The sequence below is a fragment of the Streptomyces globosus genome, from assembly GCF_003325375.1.
Classification (GTDB): Bacteria; Actinomycetota; Actinomycetes; order Streptomycetales; family Streptomycetaceae; genus Streptomyces; species Streptomyces globosus_A.
This window is the reverse complement of record NZ_CP030862.1, coordinates 2024439-2044198: the sequence shown is the minus strand read 5'-3', so window position 1 is coordinate 2044198 and position 19760 is coordinate 2024439. Positions and strand designations below refer to the sequence as shown.

The 19760-nt window shown below is 74.4% G+C and carries 19 protein-coding genes and 1 pseudogene; 15 read left to right on the top strand and 5 right to left on the bottom strand.

What is annotated here, in order from left to right; genetic code table 11:
* Positions 1–690 precede the first annotated feature (690 nt).
* The 13 genes from C0216_RS09390 (at position 691) to C0216_RS09335 (ending at position 12300) form a co-directional block, all read left to right on the top strand.
* Positions 691–1956 (top strand): helix-turn-helix domain-containing protein, encoded by a 1266-nt coding sequence (locus tag C0216_RS09390; protein ID WP_114058554.1) that lies wholly within the window; start codon positions 691–693, stop codon positions 1954–1956.
* Positions 1957–1961: 5 nt separating this feature from the next.
* Positions 1962–2525, top strand: coding sequence for a GNAT family N-acetyltransferase (locus C0216_RS09385; protein ID WP_114054822.1), 564 nt, complete (start codon positions 1962–1964; stop codon positions 2523–2525).
* Positions 2526–2703: 178 nt separating this feature from the next.
* Positions 2704–2787 carry a putative leader peptide gene (locus C0216_RS35200; RefSeq protein ID WP_312845914.1) on the top strand — a complete coding sequence of 28 codons (84 nt, stop codon included), beginning with the start codon at positions 2704–2706 and terminating at the stop codon, positions 2785–2787.
* A 220-nt stretch (positions 2788–3007) separates the two neighbouring features.
* Positions 3008–4699: a nitrite/sulfite reductase gene (locus C0216_RS09380; RefSeq protein ID WP_114054821.1), complete on the top strand. Its 1692-nt coding sequence runs from the start codon at positions 3008–3010 to the stop codon at positions 4697–4699.
* Positions 4696–4875, top strand: coding sequence for a hypothetical protein (locus C0216_RS09375; RefSeq protein ID WP_114054820.1), 180 nt, complete (start codon positions 4696–4698; stop codon positions 4873–4875). Before C0216_RS09380 ends, C0216_RS09375 begins: the two co-directional genes overlap by 4 nt.
* Positions 4872–5582: a phosphoadenylyl-sulfate reductase gene (locus C0216_RS09370; protein ID WP_114054819.1), complete on the top strand. Its 711-nt coding sequence runs from the start codon at positions 4872–4874 to the stop codon at positions 5580–5582. The genes C0216_RS09375 and C0216_RS09370 overlap by 4 nt, the downstream gene beginning before the upstream one ends.
* 80 nt (positions 5583–5662) lie before the next feature.
* Positions 5663–6208, top strand: coding sequence for an adenylyl-sulfate kinase (gene cysC, locus C0216_RS09365; protein ID WP_114054818.1), 546 nt, complete (start codon positions 5663–5665; stop codon positions 6206–6208).
* On the top strand, positions 6205–7149 hold the full coding sequence (gene cysD, locus C0216_RS09360) for a sulfate adenylyltransferase subunit CysD (RefSeq protein ID WP_114054817.1): 945 nt from the start codon (positions 6205–6207) through the stop codon (positions 7147–7149). The genes cysC and cysD overlap by 4 nt, the downstream gene beginning before the upstream one ends.
* 2 nt (positions 7150–7151) lie before the next feature.
* Entirely contained in the window at positions 7152–8483 is a 1332-nt protein-coding gene (locus C0216_RS09355) for a sulfate adenylyltransferase subunit 1 (protein WP_114054816.1), read from the top strand.
* Between the two features lie 220 nt (positions 8484–8703).
* On the top strand, positions 8704–9837 hold the full coding sequence (locus C0216_RS09350; protein WP_114054815.1) for an ABC transporter substrate-binding protein: 1134 nt from the start codon (positions 8704–8706) through the stop codon (positions 9835–9837).
* Positions 9838–9870: 33 nt separating this feature from the next.
* Positions 9871–10662, top strand: a complete 792-nt coding sequence (locus tag C0216_RS09345) for an ABC transporter ATP-binding protein (protein WP_114054814.1) — start codon at positions 9871–9873, stop codon at positions 10660–10662.
* On the top strand, positions 10649–11533 hold the full coding sequence (locus tag C0216_RS09340) for an ABC transporter permease (RefSeq protein ID WP_114054813.1): 885 nt from the start codon (positions 10649–10651) through the stop codon (positions 11531–11533). The genes C0216_RS09345 and C0216_RS09340 overlap by 14 nt, the downstream gene beginning before the upstream one ends.
* A 5-nt stretch (positions 11534–11538) precedes the next feature.
* Positions 11539–12300: a sirohydrochlorin chelatase gene (locus C0216_RS09335; RefSeq protein WP_114054812.1), complete on the top strand. Its 762-nt coding sequence runs from the start codon at positions 11539–11541 to the stop codon at positions 12298–12300.
* A 45-nt stretch (positions 12301–12345) separates the two neighbouring features.
* On the opposite strand, the gene C0216_RS09330 is transcribed toward C0216_RS09335, so the two are convergent.
* Positions 12346–13347 (bottom strand): ketopantoate reductase family protein, encoded by a 1002-nt coding sequence (locus tag C0216_RS09330; protein ID WP_114054811.1) that lies wholly within the window; start codon positions 13345–13347, stop codon positions 12346–12348.
* Positions 13348–13673: 326 nt separating this feature from the next.
* Between C0216_RS09330 and C0216_RS09325 the strand changes: the two genes are divergently transcribed.
* Entirely contained in the window at positions 13674–14555 is an 882-nt protein-coding gene (locus C0216_RS09325) for a DNA/RNA non-specific endonuclease (protein WP_114054810.1), read from the top strand.
* Between the two features lie 48 nt (positions 14556–14603).
* Here the strand turns inward: C0216_RS09325 and C0216_RS09320 are convergent, their stop codons facing one another.
* Both C0216_RS09320 and mgt read right to left on the bottom strand, forming a co-directional pair.
* A complete protein-coding gene (locus C0216_RS09320) occupies positions 14604–15179 on the bottom strand; it encodes a DUF1697 domain-containing protein (RefSeq protein ID WP_114054809.1) in 576 nt (191 codons plus the stop codon).
* Positions 15176–16413: pseudogene (gene mgt / locus C0216_RS09315) on the bottom strand (macrolide-inactivating glycosyltransferase). The gene C0216_RS09320 and the pseudogene mgt overlap by 4 nt, the downstream one beginning before the upstream one ends.
* A gap of 105 nt (positions 16414–16518) precedes the next feature.
* Between mgt and C0216_RS09310 the strand changes: the two are divergent.
* Positions 16519–17373 (top strand): phosphotransferase enzyme family protein, encoded by an 855-nt coding sequence (locus C0216_RS09310; RefSeq protein WP_114054807.1) that lies wholly within the window; start codon positions 16519–16521, stop codon positions 17371–17373.
* A 39-nt stretch (positions 17374–17412) separates the two neighbouring features.
* Here C0216_RS09310 and C0216_RS09305 read toward each other — a convergent pair whose 3' ends face one another.
* Together C0216_RS09305 and C0216_RS09300 are read right to left on the bottom strand one after the other, a co-directional pair.
* Positions 17413–18138 carry a 3'-5' exonuclease gene (locus C0216_RS09305; protein ID WP_114054806.1) on the bottom strand — a complete coding sequence of 242 codons (726 nt, stop codon included), beginning with the start codon at positions 18136–18138 and terminating at the stop codon, positions 17413–17415.
* Between the two features lie 93 nt (positions 18139–18231).
* Complete coding sequence (locus C0216_RS09300; RefSeq protein WP_114054805.1) at positions 18232–19626, bottom strand: SAV2148 family HEPN domain-containing protein; 1395 nt, start codon at positions 19624–19626, stop codon at positions 18232–18234.
* Positions 19627–19760 lie beyond the last annotated feature (134 nt).

Below are 19760 nucleotides of genomic sequence, written 5' to 3'. Positions count from 1 at the left end.
CCGCCCGCACCGCCGGCGACCGGCGCCGACCGCTGCCGGCGGGGCCTCGCGCGGGCCGGCCGTACCGCCCCCGCCGGTAGGCCCGTACGGCGATGCGGGCGGGCGCCCTGCGCAGGGGCGCGGGGGCGGCGGCCCACGAGTGACCGAACGGGGTACGCCGATGGCGGCGCGGCCCGTCGGCCGCGCCGACGGGAAGGGCTACGCTCCGGGGCCCGCCCGCGAACGGCCGGCGCGTACCGGAGGGGTGCGGGACCGGGTGCGGGAGGGACCGGTACAGGTGCGGAACGGAGACGGGACAGGTGCGGATCGCGGGTCGGAGGCGGTCCCCAAACCGCCCCGGACCGCAATCCGGACCCGTGTGGCCGGCCGGGGGTGGCGCCGCGCCGACCCGGCACCACCCCCGGCCGGGAAAGCCCCGAGGAGGAGCTGTCACGCCGCTGTGCGGCGTCGGGACAGTGTGGGTCGGCCGGCCGGGACTTGGCGAGAGTTGCATACCGTTGCAACCCTCTGGGGCGTGAGCCGTCCACCGGGTGCGACAGGGGCTGCCGCGGGCTGCCGCGGCGGGCGCGGAACACCCGGGCGGGCCCGCCCGGGAGGCTCGCGCACGTTCTGGCACGTCCTGTTCCGCACGGGGAGGTTCCGGTGGCCGACACCGCTGGCAGCACGGTCGATGTGGCGCGCATCTCGGCCATGGACCCGCGGGAGGCGACGCGCCTGCTGAAGGGCGTGCGGGCGGCCGCGCTGGCCGGGGAGCGGCCGCCGGCGCAGCCGCGCCCGGAGATCGCCGCGTCGTGGCGGCGGATGCTGGCGTCGGGGGTGCATCCGGACCGGGACGCGCGGTCGCGGCTGCTGTCGTCGGCGGAGACGGAGGAGCGGCGGCAGGGGTCTGCGCTGCGGGAGCTGCTGCCGGTGCTGCGGGAGGGGCTGCTGCCGACGCTGGACACCGCCCCGCACATCCTGGTCGTCGCCGACTCCGAGGGGCGGCTGCTGTGGCGGGAGGGCGCGGCGCCGGTGCTGCGGGCGGCGGACCGGCTGGGCTTCGCGGTGGGCGCCGACTGGGCGGAGGCGGTCGTCGGGACGAACGGCGTCGGGACGGCGCTGGTGGCGCGGCGGCCGGTGCAGGTGTTCTCGGCGGAGCACTTCGTCTCCAGCCACCACGCGTGGACGTGTGCCGGGGCGCCGCTGCACGACCCCCGGGACGGGCGGCTGCTCGGCGTGGTCGACGTGAGCGGGCCGCTGGCGACGATGCACCCGGCGACGCTGGCGTGGGTCAGCTCGGTGGCGCGTCTCGCGGAGCGGGAGCTGCGGGTCCGGCACCTGGAGTCGCTGGAGCGGCTGCGGGCGGTGGCGGCGCCGCTGCTGGCCCGGCTTCCCGGGCGGGCGGTGGCGGTGGACCCGCACGGCTGGACCGCGGCGGTGACGGGGCCTGCGCCGGCGGAGCGGATCGCGCTGCCGAAGGGCTTCGGGCCGGGGCAGGCGTGGGTGCCGCAGCTGGGGCAGTGCACCGTGGAGCCGCTGCCCGGGGGCTGGCTGCTGCGCGTCGCCGCGGCTCCGGCGGCGGGGGCCGCGGCGAGCCGGGTGGTCCTGGACCTCAGCCGGCCGCGGTCCTGGACGGCGACGGTGTACGGGGCGTCGGGCAGCTGGTCGCTGGACCTGACCCCGCGCCACGCGGAGCTGCTGTTCCTGCTGGCGGAGAGCCCGCGGGGCCGGTCGGCGGCGGAGCTGGCGCAGGAGCTGTTCGGGGACCCGACGCGGACGGTGACGGTGCGGGCGGAGCTGTCGCGGGTGCGGCGGCAGCTGGCGGGGGTGCTGGCGCACCGGCCGTACCGGTTCGCGGAGGGCGTCGAGGTGGAGCTGCTGCGCCCCGCGGACCCGGCGGGGCTGCTGCCGCACTCGACGGCCCCGGCCGTGGTCGGGGCCCGCCTGGGCCCGGCGGCGCCGGGCATGGTTCCCTGACGTGCATGAGCACCATCACACTGACCACCTGGTCCCTGGAGATGACCTCCCCGGACGATCTCTCCCCCTCCGCCGTCCCGGGATCCGAGATAGCCGTCCGACGGGCGGAAGTCCCCTCGCCGGAGTTCAGCCGCTTCCTGTACACGGCGGTCGGCGGTGACATCCACTGGACGGACCGGCTGTCGCTGACCCGCGCCGAGTGGGCGGAGCACCTGGGGCGGCCGGGCGTGGAGACCTGGGTGGCGTACGAGCGCGGGACGCCGGCCGGGTACGTCGAGCTGGACCCGCAGGACGGCGGCGTGGTCGAGATCATGTACTTCGGGCTGCTGCCGGACTTCCGGGGCCGCCGCATCGGCGGGCACCTGCTCTCCGTGGGCGTGGCCGCCGCGTGGTCGCTGGCCGAGCGCTGGCCGGACCGGGAGCCCACGCGCCGGGTGTGGGTGCACACGTGCAGCCAGGACGGGCCGACGGCGATGGACAACTACCTGCGGCGCGGGTTCAAGGTCTTCCGGACCGAGACGGAGGAGAAGGAGTACGCCCCCACGCCCGGCCCCTGGCCAGGGGCGTAGCACCCCGGGCGGGCGAGGCGGGCAAGGCGGGCGAGGCGGGCGAGGCGGGCTGAGCAACCCGTCCCGCCCGCCTCTTCCGTATGTGACCGCCGTCACGTCGTCCCATGATTCGAGACCACTTCGTCCACATCATGGACAGTAGTGGACTCCTCCAATCGCCCCATGACACGCTTCGGCCATGAATGGAGCTGGAACAGCCTTGGTGAGTCGGCGGCACGTCGACCTCGGCCGCATGTCCAGCGCCATCTGTCCGGCGAGCTGACGGAACCAGCCGACGCCGCACAGCGCGCACCGCACAGCGTCGTCGCGGCCGCGCCGCACACCGCCAGTCCCCTGAAGGCCCGACACCGCCCCGCACACCGGCACAACCGGCACCGGGGCGGCGATCAGCCGCACCTGCTCAGCGTAGGCAACGTCACGGGGGCCGCGCCGCCGACTCCCCCTGCCCTCTGCATCGAGCCGCCGAAGAAGGACGTACCGCCATGGCCGCCACCCCCGCAACACCCGCCTCCGCGCGCCGCAAGCCCGGCCGTCACCGCGGCGAGGGCCAGTGGGCCGTCGGACACCACACCCCCCTCAACGGCAACGAGCAGTTCAAGAAGGACGACGACGGTCTCAACGTGCGGACACGCATTGAGACGATCTACTCCAAGACCGGATTCGACTCGATCGACCCCAACGACCTGCGCGGCCGCATGCGCTGGTGGGGCCTCTACACGCAGCGCAAGCCCGGGATCGACGGCGGCAAGACCGCGGTCCTGGAGCCCGAGGAGCTGGACGACAAGTTCTTCATGCTGCGCGTCCGCATCGACGGCGGCCGGCTGACCACCGAGCAGCTCCGCGTGATCGGCGAGATCTCCGAGGAGTTCGCCCGCGGCACGGCCGACCTCACCGACCGTCAGAACGTGCAGTACCACTGGATCCGCATCGAGGACGTCCCGGAGATCTGGCGCCGCCTGGAGGCGGTCGGCCTGTCCACCACCGAGGCCTGCGGTGACACGCCCCGCGTCATCCTCGGCTCCCCGGTCGCCGGCATCGCCGAGGACGAGATCATCGACGGCACCCCGGCCATCGAGGAGATCTACCGGCGCATCGTCGGCAACAAGGAATTCTCCAACCTGCCCCGCAAGTTCAAGTCCGCGATCTCCGGCTCGCCGCTCCTGGACGTGGCGCACGAGATCAACGACATCTCGTTCGTCGGCGTGCACCACCCCGAGCGCGGCCCCGGCTTCGACGTGTGGGTCGGCGGCGGCCTGTCCACCAACCCCAAGCTCGGTGTCCGCCTGGGCACCTGGGTCTCCCTGGACGAGGTCCCCGACGTCTACGAGGGCGTCATCTCCATCTTCCGCGACTACGGCTACCGCCGGCTGCGCAACCGCGCCCGCCTGAAGTTCCTCGTCGCCGACTGGGGCGCGGAGAAGTTCCGCCGCGTCCTGGAGGACGAGTACCTGGGGCGGAAGCTCACCGACGGCCCCGCCCCGCAGGAGCCCGCCGGCCGGTGGCGCGACCACATGGGCGTGCACCGCCAGAAGGACGGCCGCTTCTACATCGGCTTCGCCCCGCGCGTGGGCCGCGTCGACGGCGCCACCCTCACCAAGATCGCCGAGGTCGCCGAGCAGCACGGCTCGGGCCGGCTGCGCACCACCGCCGACCAGAAGATGGTCCTGCTGGACGTCGCGGAGGACCGGGTCGACTCGGCGGTCTCCGCGCTGGAGGCGCTCGACCTCCGGGTCACGCCCTCGCCGTTCCGGCGCGGCACGATGGCCTGCACCGGCATCGAGTTCTGCAAGCTCGCCATCGTCGAGACGAAGGCGCGCGGCGCCTCCCTGATCGACGAGCTGGAGCGCCGCCTGCCGGACTTCGACGAGCCGCTCACCATCAACATCAACGGCTGCCCCAACGCCTGCGCCCGCATCCAGGTCGCCGACATCGGCCTCAAGGGCCAGCTCGTCCTGGACGACGACGGCAACCAGGTGGAGGGCTACCAGGTCCACCTCGGCGGAGCCCTCGGCCTGGAGGCCGGCTTCGGCCGCAAGGTCCGCGGCCTGAAGGTCACCAAGGACGGGCTGCCCGACTACGTCGAGCGGGTCGTCCGGCGCTTCCAGGAGCAGCGCGAGGACGGCGAGCGCTTCGCGACGTGGGTCGGCCGCGCGAGCGACGAGAGCCTGTCATGAGCGAGCGCGCCGCACCGTTCTTCTGCCCGTACTGCGGAGACGAGGACCTGTTCCCGAACGAGCAGGGCCACGGGGCGTGGGAGTGCAGGTCCTGCAACCGGGCCTTCCAGCTGAAGTACCTCGGCCTGCTGGCCCGCGGGCTGCGGACGGAGTCCACGGGAGGGGAAGCGATATGACCGCCGACCAGGAGCTGCGCGACGGGCGCGGCCTGAAGGCGCTCGCCGAGCAGGCCGGGCGGGACCTGGAGGACGCGTCCCCGCTGGAGATCCTCCGCTGGGCCGCCGACACCTTCGGCCCGCGGTTCTGCGTGACCTCCTCCATGGAGGACGCCGTCGTCGCGCACCTCGCGTCCCGTGCGTTCCCCGGCGTGGACGTGGTCTTCCTCGACACCGGCTACCACTTCGAGGAGACGATCGGCACCCGCGACGCCGTCGAGGCCGTGATGGACGTCCGCGTCATCACCCTCACCCCGCGGCAGACGGTCGCCGAGCAGGACGCCGAGCACGGCCCGCGCCTGTACGAGCGCGACCCGGACCTGTGCTGCGCCCTGCGCAAGGTGCGGCCGCTGGAGGAGGGCCTGACCGCATACGACGCGTGGGCGACCGGCCTGCGCCGCGACGAGTCCCCCACCCGGGCGAACACCCCGGTGGTCGGCTGGGACGAGAAGCGGCGCAAGGTCAAGGTGTCCCCCATCGCGCGCTGGACGCAGGACGACGTCGACGCCTACGTCGCCGAGCACGGCGTCCTGACCAACCCCCTGCTGACGGACGGCTACACGTCCGTCGGCTGCGCCCCCTGCACCCGCCGCACGGCGGAGGGCGAGGACGCGCGGGCCGGCCGCTGGGCCGGCCGGGCCAAGACCGAGTGCGGACTGCACGGCTGATGGCGGCGCAGACCACCGACACAACGCAGACGACGCAGACGACGCAGACGACGACGGAACCGGACGGGAAAGAGAACGGGATGAGCGTGACCGGCCAGGGAGCCACCGTGTGGCTGACCGGTCTGCCCAGCGCGGGCAAGACCACCATCGCCTACGCGCTCGCCGAGCGGCTGCGCGGCGAGGGCCACCGGGTGGAGGTCCTCGACGGCGACGAGATCCGCGAGTTCCTCTCCGCCGGCCTCGGCTTCGACCGCGCGGACCGGTACACCAACGTCCAGCGGATCGGCTTCGTCGCCGAACTCCTCGCGAGCAACGGCGTCAAGGCGCTGGTCCCCGTCATCGCGCCGTACGCCGACAGCCGCGAGGCCGTGCGGGGGCGCCACACCGGGGCCGGCACCGCCTACCTGGAAGTGCACGTGGCCACCCCGGTCGAGGTGTGCTCCGTACGGGACGTGAAGGGCCTGTACGCCAAGCAGGCCGCGGGCGAGATCTCCGGGCTGACCGGCGTCGACGACCCGTACGAGGCCCCGCAGTCGCCGGACCTCCGCATCGAGTCGCACACCCAGTCCGTGCAGGAGTCGGCCGACGCCCTGCACGCGCTGCTCACCGAGAGGGGTCTGGCATGACCGCCACCGCCGCGCACCCGCACACCGAGCCGGACGCCGACGCGCCGTACGCGCTCTCGCACCTGGACTCCCTGGAGTCGGAGGCCGTGCACATCTTCCGCGAGGTGGCGGGCGAGTTCGAGAAGCCGGTGATCCTGTTCTCCGGCGGCAAGGACTCCATCGTCATGCTGCACCTGGCGCTGAAGGCGTTCGCGCCGGCGCCGGTGCCGTTCGCGCTGCTGCACGTCGACACCGGGCACAACTTCCCCGAGGTCATCGACTACCGCGACCGCACGGTCGCCGCGCACGGCCTGCGCCTGCACGTGGCGTCCGTCCAGGAGTACATCGACGCGGGGAAGCTGAAGGAGCGCCCGGACGGCACCCGCAACCCGCTGCAGACGGTCCCGCTGACGGAGGCGATCCAGCAGCACCGCTTCGACGCGGTGTTCGGCGGCGGCCGCCGCGACGAGGAGAAGGCCCGCGCGAAGGAGCGGGTGTTCTCCCTGCGCGACGAGTTCTCCCAGTGGGACCCGCGCCGGCAGCGGCCGGAGCTGTGGCAGCTGTACAACGGCCGGCACGCCCCCGGCGAGCACGTCCGCGTGTTCCCGCTGTCGAACTGGACCGAGCTGGACGTGTGGCAGTACATCGCCCGCGAGGGCATCGAGCTGCCGGAGATCTACTTCGCCCACGAGCGCGAGGTGTTCGCCCGGAGCGGCATGTGGCTGACCGCGGGCGACTGGGGCGGCCCGAAGGACGGCGAGACGGTCGAGAAGCGGCTGGTCCGCTACCGCACCGTCGGTGACATGTCCTGCACCGGTGCCGTCGACTCCGACGCCGCCACGCTCGACGCGGTGATCGCCGAGATCGCCGTCTCCCGCCTCACCGAGCGGGGCGCGACCCGGGCCGACGACAAGCTCTCCGAGGCCGCGATGGAAGACCGCAAGCGCGAAGGGTACTTCTAGCCATGACCAGCACCACCGAGCAGCTCAGCGCGACGACGCTGCTGCGCTTCGCCACCGCGGGCTCCGTCGACGACGGCAAGTCCACCCTGGTCGGCCGCCTGCTGCACGACTCCAAGTCGGTCCTGGAGGACCAGTTGGAGGCCGTCGAGCGGGTCTCCGCCGACCGCGGGCAGAACACCCCCGACCTGGCGCTGCTGACGGACGGCCTGCGGGCCGAGCGGGAGCAGGGCATCACGATCGACGTGGCCTACCGCTACTTCGCGACCGCCCGCCGCCGGTTCATCCTGGCCGACACCCCCGGGCACGTGCAGTACACGCGGAACATGGTCACCGGCGCCTCGACCGCCGAGCTGGCCGTCGTCCTCGTCGACGCCCGCAACGGCGTCGTGGAGCAGACCCGCCGGCACGCCGCGGTCGCCGCCCTGCTGCGCGTCCCGCACGTCGTCCTGGCCGTGAACAAGATGGACCTCGTCGGGTACGAGGAGACCGTCTTCGCGGCGATCGCCGAGGAGTTCACCGCGTACGCCTCCGAGCTGGGCGTCCCGGAGATCACCGCCATCCCGATCTCGGCGCTGGCCGGGGACAACGTGGTGGAGCCGTCCTCCCACATGGACTGGTACGGCGGCCCGACGGTCCTGGAGCACCTGGAGACGGTCCCGGTCAGCCACGACCTGACCGCCTGCCCGGCGCGGTTCCCCGTCCAGTACGTGATCCGCCCGCAGACCGCCGAGCACCCCGACTACCGCGGCTACGCCGGCCAGATCGCCTCCGGTGTGCTGCGCGTCGGCGAGCCGGTGACGGTCCTGCCGTCGGGCCGGACGTCGGTCATCGAGGGCATCGACGCACTCGGCGAGAGCGTGGACATCGCGTGGGCGCCGCAGTCGGTGACGGTCCGCCTGAAGGACGACATCGACATCTCGCGCGGCGACCTGATCGCCCCGACCGCGACGGCCCCGGCGACCACGCAGGACGTCGAGGCGACCGTGTGCCACGTCGCCGACCAGCCGCTGGCCGTCGGCGCGCGGGTGCTGCTGAAGCACACCACCCGCACGGTGAAGGCGATCGTGAAGGAGATCCCCTCGCGGCTGACCCTGGACGACCTCTCCCAGCACCCCGAGCCGGGTCGGCTCGTCGCCAACGACATCGGCCGCGTCGTCGTCCGCACGGCCGAGCCGCTCGCGCTCGACGCGTACGCCGACTCCCGCCGGACGGGCTCGTTCCTGCTGATCGACCCGCAGGACGGCACGACGCTGGCAGCGGGCATGGCCGGCGAGTCCTTCGCCTCCCGCGCGGAGGCCGCCCCGGCCGCCGGCGACGAGGGCTGGGACTTCTGACCGTGTTCGGCGACATCTACTCGACGTTCGCGAAGGAGGGCGGCCGCGTGGGCAGCGGCGCCCTCGGCAGCGGCCAGGGAGGAGTGGCGCGATGTGCGCGATGACGTACGCGCACTGCCTGCGCGCCCCCTCCCCGCGTGACCGCCGCGAGCCCGACCCGGCCTCGCTCCACAGACGAAGACGTGCGTCCTGAGACGACGTCACGAGAGGAAGCCCTCCCGTGCCTGCCACCCCCCGCACCACCGCCCGCAGGGCCCTGCGCCGCGGCCTCGCCGCTGCCTCCGCGCTGCCGCTGCTGATCGGCGCGCTCGCCTCCTGCGGCTACGGCTCCCAGGCCGAGGCGTCGGACGACGGCAGGGCGGGTGCCGCGTCCGGCTCGGGTGCGGCGCTGTCCGCCCGCGAGGTGCGCATCGGCTACTTCCCGAACCTGACGCACGCCACCGCGCTGGTCGGCCTCCAGGAGGGCCTGATCGCGAAGGAGCTCGGCGGGACGAAGCTCAGGGCGCAGGTGTTCAACGCGGGCCCGTCCGAGATCGAGGCGCTCAACGGCGGCTCCCTCGACATCGGGTTCATCGGCCCCTCGCCGGCCGTCAACGGCTACGTCAAGTCCAAGGGGAGGAACCTGCGGATCGTCTCCGGCTCCGCCTCCGGCGGCGTGAAGCTGGTCGTGAACCCCGACCGGATCAAGACCCTGGACGACGTCAAGGGGAAGCGGATCGCCACCCCGCAGAAGGGGAACACGCAGGACGTCGCCTTCCTCAACTGGATCTCCGAGAAGGGCTGGAAGGTCGACCCGGAGTCCGGCAAGGGCGACGTCTCCGTCGTCCGCGCCGACACCAAGGTGACCCCCGACGCCTTCAGGCAGGGCTCGATCGACGGCGCCTGGGTGCCGGAGCCGACCGCGTCCCAACTGGTCTCCGACGGGGGGTCGGTCCTCCTCGACGAGTCCGAGCTGTGGCCCGACAGGAAGTTCGTCATCACGAACGTGGTCGTGTCGCAGAAGTTCCTGAAGGAGCACCCGGACGTCGTCGAGGCCGTGCTCAGGGGCACCGTCAGGACGAACGAGTGGATCAACGCCGACCCGGACAGGGCCAGGGCGTCCGCGAACGCGGCCCTGAAGGCGGAGACCGGCAGGGAACTCGATGCGAAGATCATCGACCCGGCGTGGAAGAGCATCCTCGTCACCGACGACCCGCTGGCCGGCACCCTCAGGGCGCAGGCCGAGGACGCGGTGGCGGCCAAGCTCATCGAGCAGCCCGAACTGGCCGGCATCTACGACCTGACGCTCCTGAACAAGGTGCTGAGGGAGTCCGGCAGGCCCGAGGTCTCCGACGCCGGCCTCGGCGCCAAGTAAGCCCCCGACCGCATCCCCCAGGAGGTGACGACCATGGCCACCACGCTTGCCGCGGCCGCCGAGGACGCCGTCGCGGCGCCCGCCCGCGCCGCCCGGATCGAGCACGTCTCGAAGTCCTTCTCCGGCCCGGCCGGATCGCAGCTCGTGCTGGACGACATCAGCCTCGACGTCGCCCCCGGCGAGTTCGTCACCATCCTGGGGGCCTCGGGCTGCGGCAAGTCCACCCTGCTCAACCTGGTCGCCGGCCTCGACCGGCCCACCTCCGGCAGCATCGAGACCGCCGGCCGGCCCGCCCTGATGTTCCAGGAGCACGCCCTCTTCCCCTGGCTGACCGCCGGGAAGAACATCGAACTCGCCCTGCGGCTGCGCGGCGTCCCGAAGTCCGGCCGCAAGGCGGAGGCCGAGCGCCTGCTGGAGCTCGTCCGCCTCGGCGGCGCGTACGGCAAGCGCGTCCACGAGCTGTCCGGCGGCATGCGCCAGCGCGTCGCCATGGCCCGCGCCCTCGCCCAGGACAGCCGGCTCCTGCTGATGGACGAGCCGTTCGCCGCCCTGGACGCCATCACCCGGGACGTCCTGCACGGCGAGCTGACCCGCATCTGGGAGGAGACCCACCTCTCCGTCCTCTTCGTCACCCACAACGTGCGCGAGGCCGTGCGCCTCGCCCAGCGGGTGGTCCTGCTCTCCTCCCGCCCCGGCCGGGTCGCGAAGGAGTGGAACGTCGGCATCCCGCAGCCGCGCCGCATCGAGGACGCGGACGTCGCGGAACTGTCCCTTGAGATCACCGAGCACCTGCGTGGGGAGATCCGCCGCCATGGCCAGCACTGACACGAAGGCGAAGACGGACGACCTCGCCGGCCTCGAAGCGGGGCTCGACGCGCTCGACGCCGTCGAGATCCGCCGCACCCCGGTCCGCGAGGTCCTGTTCCGCAAGGTGCTTCCGCCGGTCCTGGCCGTCACGCTGGTCCTCGCCGGCTGGCAGGTCCTCGTCTCGGCGGGCGTCACCGACGAGGCGAAGCTGCCGCCGCTGTCCGCGGTCGGCGACAGCCTGGCCGACATGTGGCTGAAGGGCACCCTGTTCGAGGTCATCTGGACGTCCGTCTCCCGCGGCCTCCTCGGCTTCCTGCTGGCCCTGGCCATCGGCACCCCGCTCGGCCTGCTGGTGGCGCGCGTGCGGTTCGTCCGCGCCGCGATCGGGCCGATCCTCTCCGGGCTGCAGTCCCTGCCGTCCGTGGCGTGGGTGCCGCCGGCCGTGCTGTGGTTCGGCCTCAACGACGCCATGATGTTCACCGTCATCCTGCTCGGCGCCGTCCCGTCCATCGCCAACGGGCTCGTCGCCGGCGTCGACCAGGTGCCGCCGCTGTTCCTGCGGGCGGGCCGCACCCTCGGCGCCACCGGGATCAGGGGCGTGTGGCACGTGGTGATGCCGGCCGCCCTGCCGGGCTACCTCGCCGGCCTGAAGCAGGGCTGGGCGTTCTCCTGGCGGTCCCTGATGGCCGCGGAGATCATCGCCTCCTCCCCCGACCTCGGCCTCGGCCTCGGCCAGCTGCTGGAGAACGGCCGCAACAACATCGACCTGCCCGGCGTCTTCCTCGCGATCATCCTGATCCTGGTCGTCGGCATCGCCATCGACCTGCTGATCTTCAGCCCGGTCGAGCGGTGGGTGCTGCGCAGCCGCGGCCTGCTGGCGCGGAGCTGACCGGCATGCCCCCCGCCCCCGCCCTCCTCGTCATCGCCCACGGCAGCCGCGACCCGCGGCACGCGGCGACCGTGCACGCCCTCACCCGGCGCGTACGGGCGCTGCGGCCGGGACTGCGCGTGGAGACCGCCTTCCTGGACCTGTGCGCCCCCCGCGTCGAGCAGGTGCTGTCCGCGCTGCACGCCGACGGCGTCCGCGACGTCGTCGCCCTGCCGCTGCTGCTCACCCGCGCCTTCCACGCGAAGGCCGACGTCCCCGCGGTGCTGTCGGAGGCGCAGGCCCGGCTGCCCGGGCAGAGGGTGCGGGTCGCCGACGTCCTCGGCCCCTCCCCGCTGCTGACGGCCGCGCTGGAGCGCCGGCTGGCGGAGGCGGGCATCACGGCCGCGGACCGGGCCGCCACGGGAGTGGTGCTCGCGTCCGCCGGCTCCTCGGACCCGGAGGCGATCGCAGTGATCGCTGAAATCGCGCGGGAGTGGCGGCACACCGGTTGGTGCGCCGTGCGGCCTGCGTTCGCCTCCGCTGCTCTTCCCCGTACGGAGGACGCCGTACGGGCCCTGCGCGCCGAGGGGGTCCGGCGCGTCGCGGTGGCCCCGTACGTGATCGCCCCCGGGCGGCTGCCGGACCGGATCGCGGCCGGCGCCGCCGAGGCCGGCGCGGACGTCCTGGCGGGCGTGCTGGGCTCGGCCCCGGAGGTGGCCCGGCTGCTGCTGGCCCGCTACGACGGGGCGGCGGCCGCTGGCGTGCGGGCGCACGCGCTGTCGGCGTAGGCCCTGCGGGTTCGCCGCCCGTCGGCCGCCCGCATCCTCACGCCCCTATGTGCGGGCGGCGGCCTCGTCGGCCAGGGCCGTCAGGTCGGCGATCGACATCGAGCCCGGCGGGAGGCCTTCCCGGGCGAAGATGTTCGCCGCGTGCCGCAGCGTCTCGTTGACCGGCGTCGGCACCCCGTGCAGCCGGCCGAGCAGGCACACCTCCCCGTTGAGGTAGTCCGCCTCGATCGTCCCCGTCCCCCGGTACAGGGACTGCCAGGACGATCCGCCGCGCACCGCGTCCGGCTGCCGCACCTTCCCGTCGCGTGCCTCCGCCTCCTCCGCGTCGGAGGCGTACGGGATGCCCGCCGCCAGGAGCGCCTCCCGGCCTTCGCGCCGGGCCCGCAGCACCAGGGCGGCCTTGGCCGGGTCGGGCTCGGGCCCGGTGGCGGCCTGGACGGCGTTGCCGAGGTTGCCCAGCAGCTTGGCGTACTTCCACCGCATCACGTCCGTGACGACAGGCGCACCGAACCCCGCCCGCTCCAGGTCCGCGGAGATCCGCCGGGCCCGCGCGTCCGCGCCGCCGGCGGCGAGACCGAGGTGCAGGATGCCGGTCAGCGGGGCGCACAGCGCGCTCACGGCGCCGGGCTCGGTGAAGGTGGCGGGCAGCCACACGCACACCCCGTACACGCGGGCGAAGCGCCGCAGGGCGAGGCGCTCGCTCTCGACGCCGTTCTGTGCGCACAGGACGGGCAGCCGCTGCGCGGCGGTGCCCCCGCCGGCGACCTCGGCGGCGCCCCAGGTGTCGAGGGCGGCGATCGCGTCCTGCGTCTTGACGGCGAGCAGCAGGACGTCGTCGGGGCGCAGTCCGCCGAGTTCGGCCGGGCCGGTGACGACGGGCAGCCGGTGCACCCGCGGCCCGTCGGCCGTGGTGAGCCGCAGGCCGTCCGCCGCGAGGGCCGCCGCGTGCGCGCCGCGCGCGACGAGGACGACCTCGCTGCCCGCTTCCGCGAGCCGTCCGCCGATGGTCGCGCCGATGGCACCGGCGCCGATGATGATGTAGCGCATGACGGGGAAGCCTGGCACATCGGCCGGGCGCCGTGCGACGCGGTCCCCGGAAGGTTGTGCTCCGGCCCCTGCTCGGGCCTGCTGCTCCGGACTGCGGCCGCGGACCGGGAGGTTGACGCCGCAACGACCCATGTCGGCTGTGCGGCAAGGGGAGTTCCCGGCGCGCCCGGCCCGGGGCCGCCGTACGCTGGAAGTGCACGCGCGGCGCGGGAAGCCCCCGCCGGTGTGCGCCCGGACCGTCCGCCGCAGGGGCCCCGCGCCTCCTTCCCGGCGGGGTCCGGCGGGGCTTCCCGCGTCCGAACTCCCTGTGCGAAGGGAGCCAGACGATGGCTGCCACGAACCACGCACCCGCCCCGCCCCGGCCGCTCGGCCCGGAGTCCGGGGTCGCCGCAGGCTACGACCCGGGGTTCCTGGCGGTGGCGGTGCCGCCGCCGGAGCTGGACCCGCCGGCCAAGGACGACGCGGTCCTCCTGGACGGCTCCGAGGTCGTCCCGTACACCCATTTCTCGCTGGCGCTGAGCGGTTCCCGGCGGTTCGCGCGGTGGGTGGGGTGGAACATCGACGGCGGCAGCCTGAAGCGGCTGGACCGGCGCGGGATCCGGTTCCGCCTGGACCCGCGGCTGCCGGCGTCGGCGCAGGTGGACAACGAGCTGTACCGGGACCGGGACGGCAGGCCGAACCGGCTGGACCGCGGGCACGTGGCCCGCCGCGCCGACCTGGTGTGGGGGCCGCTGGAGGAGGCCCGGCAGGCGAACCGGGACTCGTTCTTCTACACCAACATCACGCCGCAGATGGACGATTTCAACCAGAGTCCGCGGGCCGGCGTCTGGGGCCGCCTGGAGGACGCGGTGTTCGAGGAGGTGGAGGTCGACGGGCTGCGGGTGACCGCGTTCGGCGGGCCGGTGTTCCATGAAGACGACCGGCTCTTCCGCGGGGTGCGGATACCGCGCGAGTTCTGGAAGGTGCTCGTCTACGGCGACGGGGGCGTCCTGAAGGCGAAGGCGTTCCTGCTGACGCAGGACCTGGTGCTGACGGAGGCCCTCGACCTGGACGAGTTCCGGGTGTTCCAGGTCGCGGTGGGCGAGGTCGAGAGCCGCACCGGGGTCCGGTTCGGCGCGGCGGTGGCCGCCGCGGAGGGGGTGGCGGTGCCGGAGTCGGCGGCGGTGCGGGCCCCGCTGGAGGGCCTCGCCGACATCGACTGGGACTGACGGGGCCCGGCCCGCGCCGGGCGTGGGGCCACCGCCCGGCGGCGGCCGTCAGTCGGACGTCATCTCGACGAGCTTCGCGACCGTGTTCCAGTTGCGCGTCGTGGCGTCGATGCCCTGGGTCAGGGCAGGCCGGGCGAGGACCTCCGCCAGCTTGGAGCGCCCGAGCCCCTCGGGGGCGTACAGGTAGAGGACCCGGTCGCCGAGGCGGAACTCCTCGGGCAGGTGGGCCTCCCGGTCGATCCCGTCGAACCGGGAGGCGTCGGGCTGCTCCGACAGGAACGTGGCGTGCAGCTGCTTCCCCTCCAGCTCCGCGGCCGGGAAGGGGCAGGCGTCGGCGACGGCGCGCAGCCGGGCGCCGTCGAGGACGAGGCAGGCGACCGCAAAGCCGAAGCGGGCCTCGATGGCCTGCTCCAGTTCGCGGGCCAGCCCGTCGGCGTCGGTCCGCGCGCTGGTGAAGACGGCGTTCCCGCTCTGGAGGTAGGTGCGGACGTCCTCGTGGCCGAGGCCTTCGAGGACCTCGCGCAGCTCGGCCATGGGCACCTTGCGGCTGCCTCCGACGTTGACCCCGCGGAGCAGGGCGGCGTACGCGGTGTTCGTCGGCTTCTTCGTCGTCCGGGAGGTCATCCTCGAACGATAGTCTCGATCAGGTCGGCTGCGTGCCGGGTGCCTCCCTCGGCTGCCATCTCGGCGCGGACCGCCTCGGCGCGGGCGGCGACCTGCGGGTCCGCGACCAGCGCGAGCACGGCCTCCCGCAGGGTGGCGGCGTCCGCGTCGTCCATGGGGACGTGCCGGGCGACGCCCAGCGACTGGAGCATGTCGGCGTTGCCGAACTGGTCGACGGCCTGGGGGACGGCGACCATCGGGGTCGCCGTGGCGAGGCCCTCCTGGCTTCCGCCGGCGCCGGCGTGGGTGATGAAGGCGTCGGCCTGCCGGAGGATGTCCAGCTGCGGCACCCAGCGGTGGATCTCGACGTTCGCGGGGATGTCGCCGAGGTCGGCGGGGTCGGTGAACCTGCCGATCTGGAGAACGACGTGCCAGTCGGGCAGGTCCCCGAAGGCCTCCATGCAGGCCCGGTAGAAGCCGGGCTGCCGGGTGAACGTCGAGCCGAGCGAGACGAGCAGCACCTTCTTGCCGGCGGCGGCCTCCGGGCGCTGCCAGGTGCCCTGGTCGGTGCGGTCGCCCTGGCAGGCGCCGACGAAGGTGTGGACGACGGGGTCGACGCGGTCCGCGTGCGGCTGGAGGGCGCGCGGGATCAGGACGATGCTGCGGCGGGGCCGGCCGACGAACCGGTCGGGGTGCTCGTCGATGCCGTTCTCGGCGAGCCAGGCGGTGAAGCGGGCGTAGTACGCGCGCCCGCGCTCGGAGGCGCGCAGTCCGGCGGTCATGGGGGCGGCGACCTCCTCCTCGTAGCCCTCCCAGGCGACGAGGTTCGGGGAGAGGGAGACGGCGGGGACGCCCCACCGGTGGGCCAGGACCGGCGCCGGGTAGGCGGTGATGTCGTGCAGGACCAGGTCGGGCTCGTCGCCTTCGAACGCGGCGGCGAGCTGGGGCAGGGCCTGGATCGCGTCGTCCAGGAAGGGCTCGATGTTGTCGATGAGCTCGGTGCCCCAGGCCTCGGGCTCGTCGTCGGTGGGGAGGGTGGAGGTCCACACGACGGGGGTGGCGCCGGTCTCGGCGACCTTGTCCGCGAAGGACGCGGGGACGGCGTAGCTGACGCGGTGGCCGCGTGCGACGAGTTCCCGGATCACCTCGATGCTGGGATTGACGTGGCCGTGGGCGGCGATGGAGAACATGGCGATGTGGGCGGGCTTCGCTGCGGTCATGCACCCACCATAACGAGACGAGACGTCTCGTTCAACTGTTTTGGATCACGGTGCCCCGGGCGGGGCGTGCGAGACTGGGCCGCCGGACCCGGCCCCACGCACGGCGGCCGGCCGGGATGCGAGAGGGACGACGACACCGCATGGACGAGGCGCTGGCCCGGGACGTGTTGGACGCGGCGGGGCTCACCGGGGGGTCTGCCCTGCTGCTGGCACTCGGCGAGAACGCGGTCTTCCGTACCGGCGACCTGGTGGTCAAGGTCGGCCGCGAGGCGGCGCTGCTGGAGCGCGCCGAGCGGGAGCTCGCCGTGGCGGCCTGGCTGGAGCAGGCCGGGATCCCGGCCGTCCGGGCCGCGGAGCCCGCGGCCCGGCTGGTCTCCGGACACCCCGTCACGGTGTGGCGCCGGCTGCCGGACGCGGTCCGCCCGGCCGCCCCCGCCGACCTCGCGGTGCTGCTGCGGCAGCTCCACGCCCTGCCCGCACCCCCCTTCACGCTGCCCGCGCGGGACCTGCTCGGCGGCGTCGAGCGCTGGCTGCGGCTCGCCGGGGACGCGGTCGACCCGGCGGACGCCGCCTACCTGCGGGCCCGCCGCGACGCGTACGCCGACGAGGCGGCGGGCCTCACGCCCTGCCTCCCGCCGGGCCCGATCCACGGCGACGCCCTGCCGCGCAACGTGCACGCCGGCCCGGACGGGCCGGTCCTGGTCGACCTGGAGACCGTCTCGGCCGACCTGCGCGAGCACGACCTGGTGGTGATGGCCCTCTCCCGCGACCGGTACGGCCTCCCCGACGCGGCGTACGGCGAGTTCACCGCCGCGTACGGGTGGGACGTACGCGACTGGGAGGGCTGCGCGGTCCTGCGCGGCGCCCGCGAGACGGCCAGTTGCGCATGGGTGGCCCAGCACGCCCCGGCCAACCCCCGCGCCCTGGCCGAGTTCCGCCACCGGGTGGCCTCCCTCCGCACCGGCGACACCGCCGCCCGCTGGCACGCCTTCTGATACCGGGCCGCCGGCGGGGCGGGGCCGTACCGCCGGGCGTCAGGCCGGGGCGGGGACCGCGCCGCGCAGCGGCCACGCCGGGTCGACCACCGCGTCGGGGGCGCCCTGGCGGCGCAGGTAGGACTGGAAGTCGCGGGCCCAGCGCTCGTGCCAGGCGCCCTGCCGGGCGTGCAGCGCGTCCGGGCTGAGGGCGGCGACCTGCGGGTGCCGGGCGGCTATCGCCCGCGCCACCTGGACCGCCGCCAGCGCGTCGGCCCCGGCGTCGTGCGCGCGGTCCAGGACCACCCCGTACACCGCGCATGCGGCCTCCAGGGTCCGCTTGCCCCGGCGGTAGCGGTCCACCGCGCGGTCGATGGTGAGCGGGTCGACGACGGGACCGGTCGCCGGGCCGCCGAGCCGCTCGGCGAGCGACGGCAGCCCGTACCGGGCCAGTTCGGCGGAGAGCAGCGTCAGGTCGAAGGCGGCGTTGTAGGCGACGACGACGGCGCCCTGCCGCCAGTGGCCGGCGAGGGCCCCGGCGACCTCATCGGCGACCTCGCGCGCCGGGCGGCCCTCCGCGACGGCCCGCTCCGTGCTGATCCCGTGGATCGCGGCGGCCTGCTGCGGGATCGGTATCCCCGGATCCGCGAGCCAGCAGCGCCGCCCGAGCACCTCGCCGGCCCGCACCTCGACGACCGCGGCCGTGACGATCCGGGACTCCCCGGGCTCCGTCCCGGTCGTCTCCAGGTCGAACCCGATCAGCACACCGCCGTGCCAGTCCCCCATGACGCGCCCCTCCCCCGCACCCGTGCGCCCCCGTGCGGCGGCGACGTCCCTCTTCGGTCAACGGCTTTCAGCCTGCCACGGGGGTCTGACAGCTCACGACACCGGCCGGGAGTCCTGCCAAATCGACTCGAACTCCTCCCGGTATGTAGGCAGAAGTCCGTTTTCGGTGTCGCGTGCGGCGTCCCGGGCGCCGCCGCCCCGCAGGACCAGCACCGGCGCCTCCATGCCGCGCGCCCGCCGCAGGTACGACTGCACGACGGCGATGCCCGAGCTCTCCCCCTCCACCAGGTAGGCCGTGAAGCGGGGCGTCTCGTCGAAGACGTGGATCTCGAACCGGGAGGGGTCCTTCAGCCCCGCGCGCACCCGCCGCACGTGCAGGATGTTCATCTCGACCGAGCGGCTCAGCTCGCCCTTGCGCAGCCCCAGCTCGCGCTCGCGCCGCTTGACGGCGCTGCTCGCCGGGTTCAGGAACAGCAGCCGGACCCGGCAGCCCGCCTCGGTGAGCCGGACGAGTCTTCGGCCGGAGAAGTTCTGCACCAGCAGGTTCAGGCCTATGCCGATGGCGTCGAGCCGCCGCGCCCCGCCGAAGAGGTCCTCGGCGGGCAGCTGCCGCTGGAGCCGCACCCGGTCGGGGTGGACGGAGACCACGTCCGCGTACCGGTCGCCGACGAGGTCCTCCACCGCGTCGATGGGAAGCCGGTCCGCGGACGGCGAGCCGGCCCCGCCGCCGAGCACCTCCAGCAGCCGGGCCGACGCCCGCTCGGCCTGCTCCAGCACCGCCCGCGACAGGGCCCGGTTGCGGGAGACGACGTTGCGCGTGACCTCCAGCTCGTCCAGCGCGAGCTCGATCTCCCGCCGGTCGTCGAAGTACGGCTCGAAGCAGGGCCAGTGCTGGACCATCAGCTCACGCAGCTGCGGCAGCGTCAGGAAGCTGAGGACGTTGTCGTCGGCCGGGTCGAGCAGGTAGCCCTTGCGCCGGCTCACCTCGCGCACCGCCACCGCCCGGTGCACCCACTCCTGCCCGGCCGGCCCGGCCGCGGCGACGACCCAGTCGTCCTCGCCGTGCACGGGCTCGTAGATCGGCCGCAGGACCGCCCCGACGACCGACCGCAGCCGCTGCTCGATCAGGTTCAGCCAGATGTACGCCCGGCCCGCGCGCTGGGCCCGCGTACGGACCTCGCTCCACGCGTCGGCACCCCAGTCCAGCCCGGCCCCGGCCCGGATGACGGCCCCTCCCGGCCCGGGCGGCGGCGCCGCCGGGGACACCGCGCCGGACGGCCCGCCGCCCGGCCCCCCGGACCCTCCCGCGCCGGGCCCGCCGGCGCCGCCGGGCCCGGCCGGCCCGCCCTGCCCGGCCCCCGCCGCCCCACCCGGAACCCCACCCGGCACCCCGCCGGACGCACCGCCGGGTGCGCCTCCTGGGGCGTCCGCCGGGCCGCCCTCGTGACCGCTGTCACCAGGGGGCAGCTCCAGACCTCCCGAGCTCACCCGTGCACCGCCTTCTGCGTCTGGAACGCCCGTCTAAGTGATCACGGAAGACTACTCCGAGCGCGGCGCCCGGTGCAGCCCGATGGCGCCCGACGGACCGTACACCGGTGATCGGTTGACCCATTATCGGATGC

Coding starts and splice junctions, on each gene's coding strand:
- C0216_RS09385 (WP_114054822.1), top strand. CDS start 1,962: ATGAGCACCATCACACTGACCACCTGGTCCCTGGAGATGACCTCCCCG.
- C0216_RS09330 (WP_114054811.1), bottom strand. CDS start 13,347: ATGCGCTACATCATCATCGGCGCCGGTGCCATCGGCGCGACCATCGGC.
- C0216_RS09345 (WP_114054814.1), top strand. CDS start 9,871: ATGGCCACCACGCTTGCCGCGGCCGCCGAGGACGCCGTCGCGGCGCCC.
- C0216_RS09325 (WP_114054810.1), top strand. CDS start 13,674: ATGGCTGCCACGAACCACGCACCCGCCCCGCCCCGGCCGCTCGGCCCG.
- C0216_RS09355 (WP_114054816.1), top strand. CDS start 7,152: ATGACCAGCACCACCGAGCAGCTCAGCGCGACGACGCTGCTGCGCTTC.
- C0216_RS09390 (WP_114058554.1), top strand. CDS start 691: ATGGACCCGCGGGAGGCGACGCGCCTGCTGAAGGGCGTGCGGGCGGCC.
- C0216_RS09310 (WP_114054807.1), top strand. CDS start 16,519: ATGGACGAGGCGCTGGCCCGGGACGTGTTGGACGCGGCGGGGCTCACC.
- C0216_RS09305 (WP_114054806.1), bottom strand. CDS start 18,138: ATGGGGGACTGGCACGGCGGTGTGCTGATCGGGTTCGACCTGGAGACG.
- C0216_RS09375 (WP_114054820.1), top strand. CDS start 4,696: ATGAGCGAGCGCGCCGCACCGTTCTTCTGCCCGTACTGCGGAGACGAG.
- C0216_RS09320 (WP_114054809.1), bottom strand. CDS start 15,179: ATGACCTCCCGGACGACGAAGAAGCCGACGAACACCGCGTACGCCGCC.
- cysC (WP_114054818.1), top strand. CDS start 5,663: ATGAGCGTGACCGGCCAGGGAGCCACCGTGTGGCTGACCGGTCTGCCC.
- cysD (WP_114054817.1), top strand. CDS start 6,205: ATGACCGCCACCGCCGCGCACCCGCACACCGAGCCGGACGCCGACGCG.
- C0216_RS35200 (WP_312845914.1), top strand. CDS start 2,704: ATGAATGGAGCTGGAACAGCCTTGGTGAGTCGGCGGCACGTCGACCTC.
- C0216_RS09335 (WP_114054812.1), top strand. CDS start 11,539: ATGCCCCCCGCCCCCGCCCTCCTCGTCATCGCCCACGGCAGCCGCGAC.
- C0216_RS09380 (WP_114054821.1), top strand. CDS start 3,008: ATGGCCGCCACCCCCGCAACACCCGCCTCCGCGCGCCGCAAGCCCGGC.
- C0216_RS09370 (WP_114054819.1), top strand. CDS start 4,872: ATGACCGCCGACCAGGAGCTGCGCGACGGGCGCGGCCTGAAGGCGCTC.
- C0216_RS09340 (WP_114054813.1), top strand. CDS start 10,649: ATGGCCAGCACTGACACGAAGGCGAAGACGGACGACCTCGCCGGCCTC.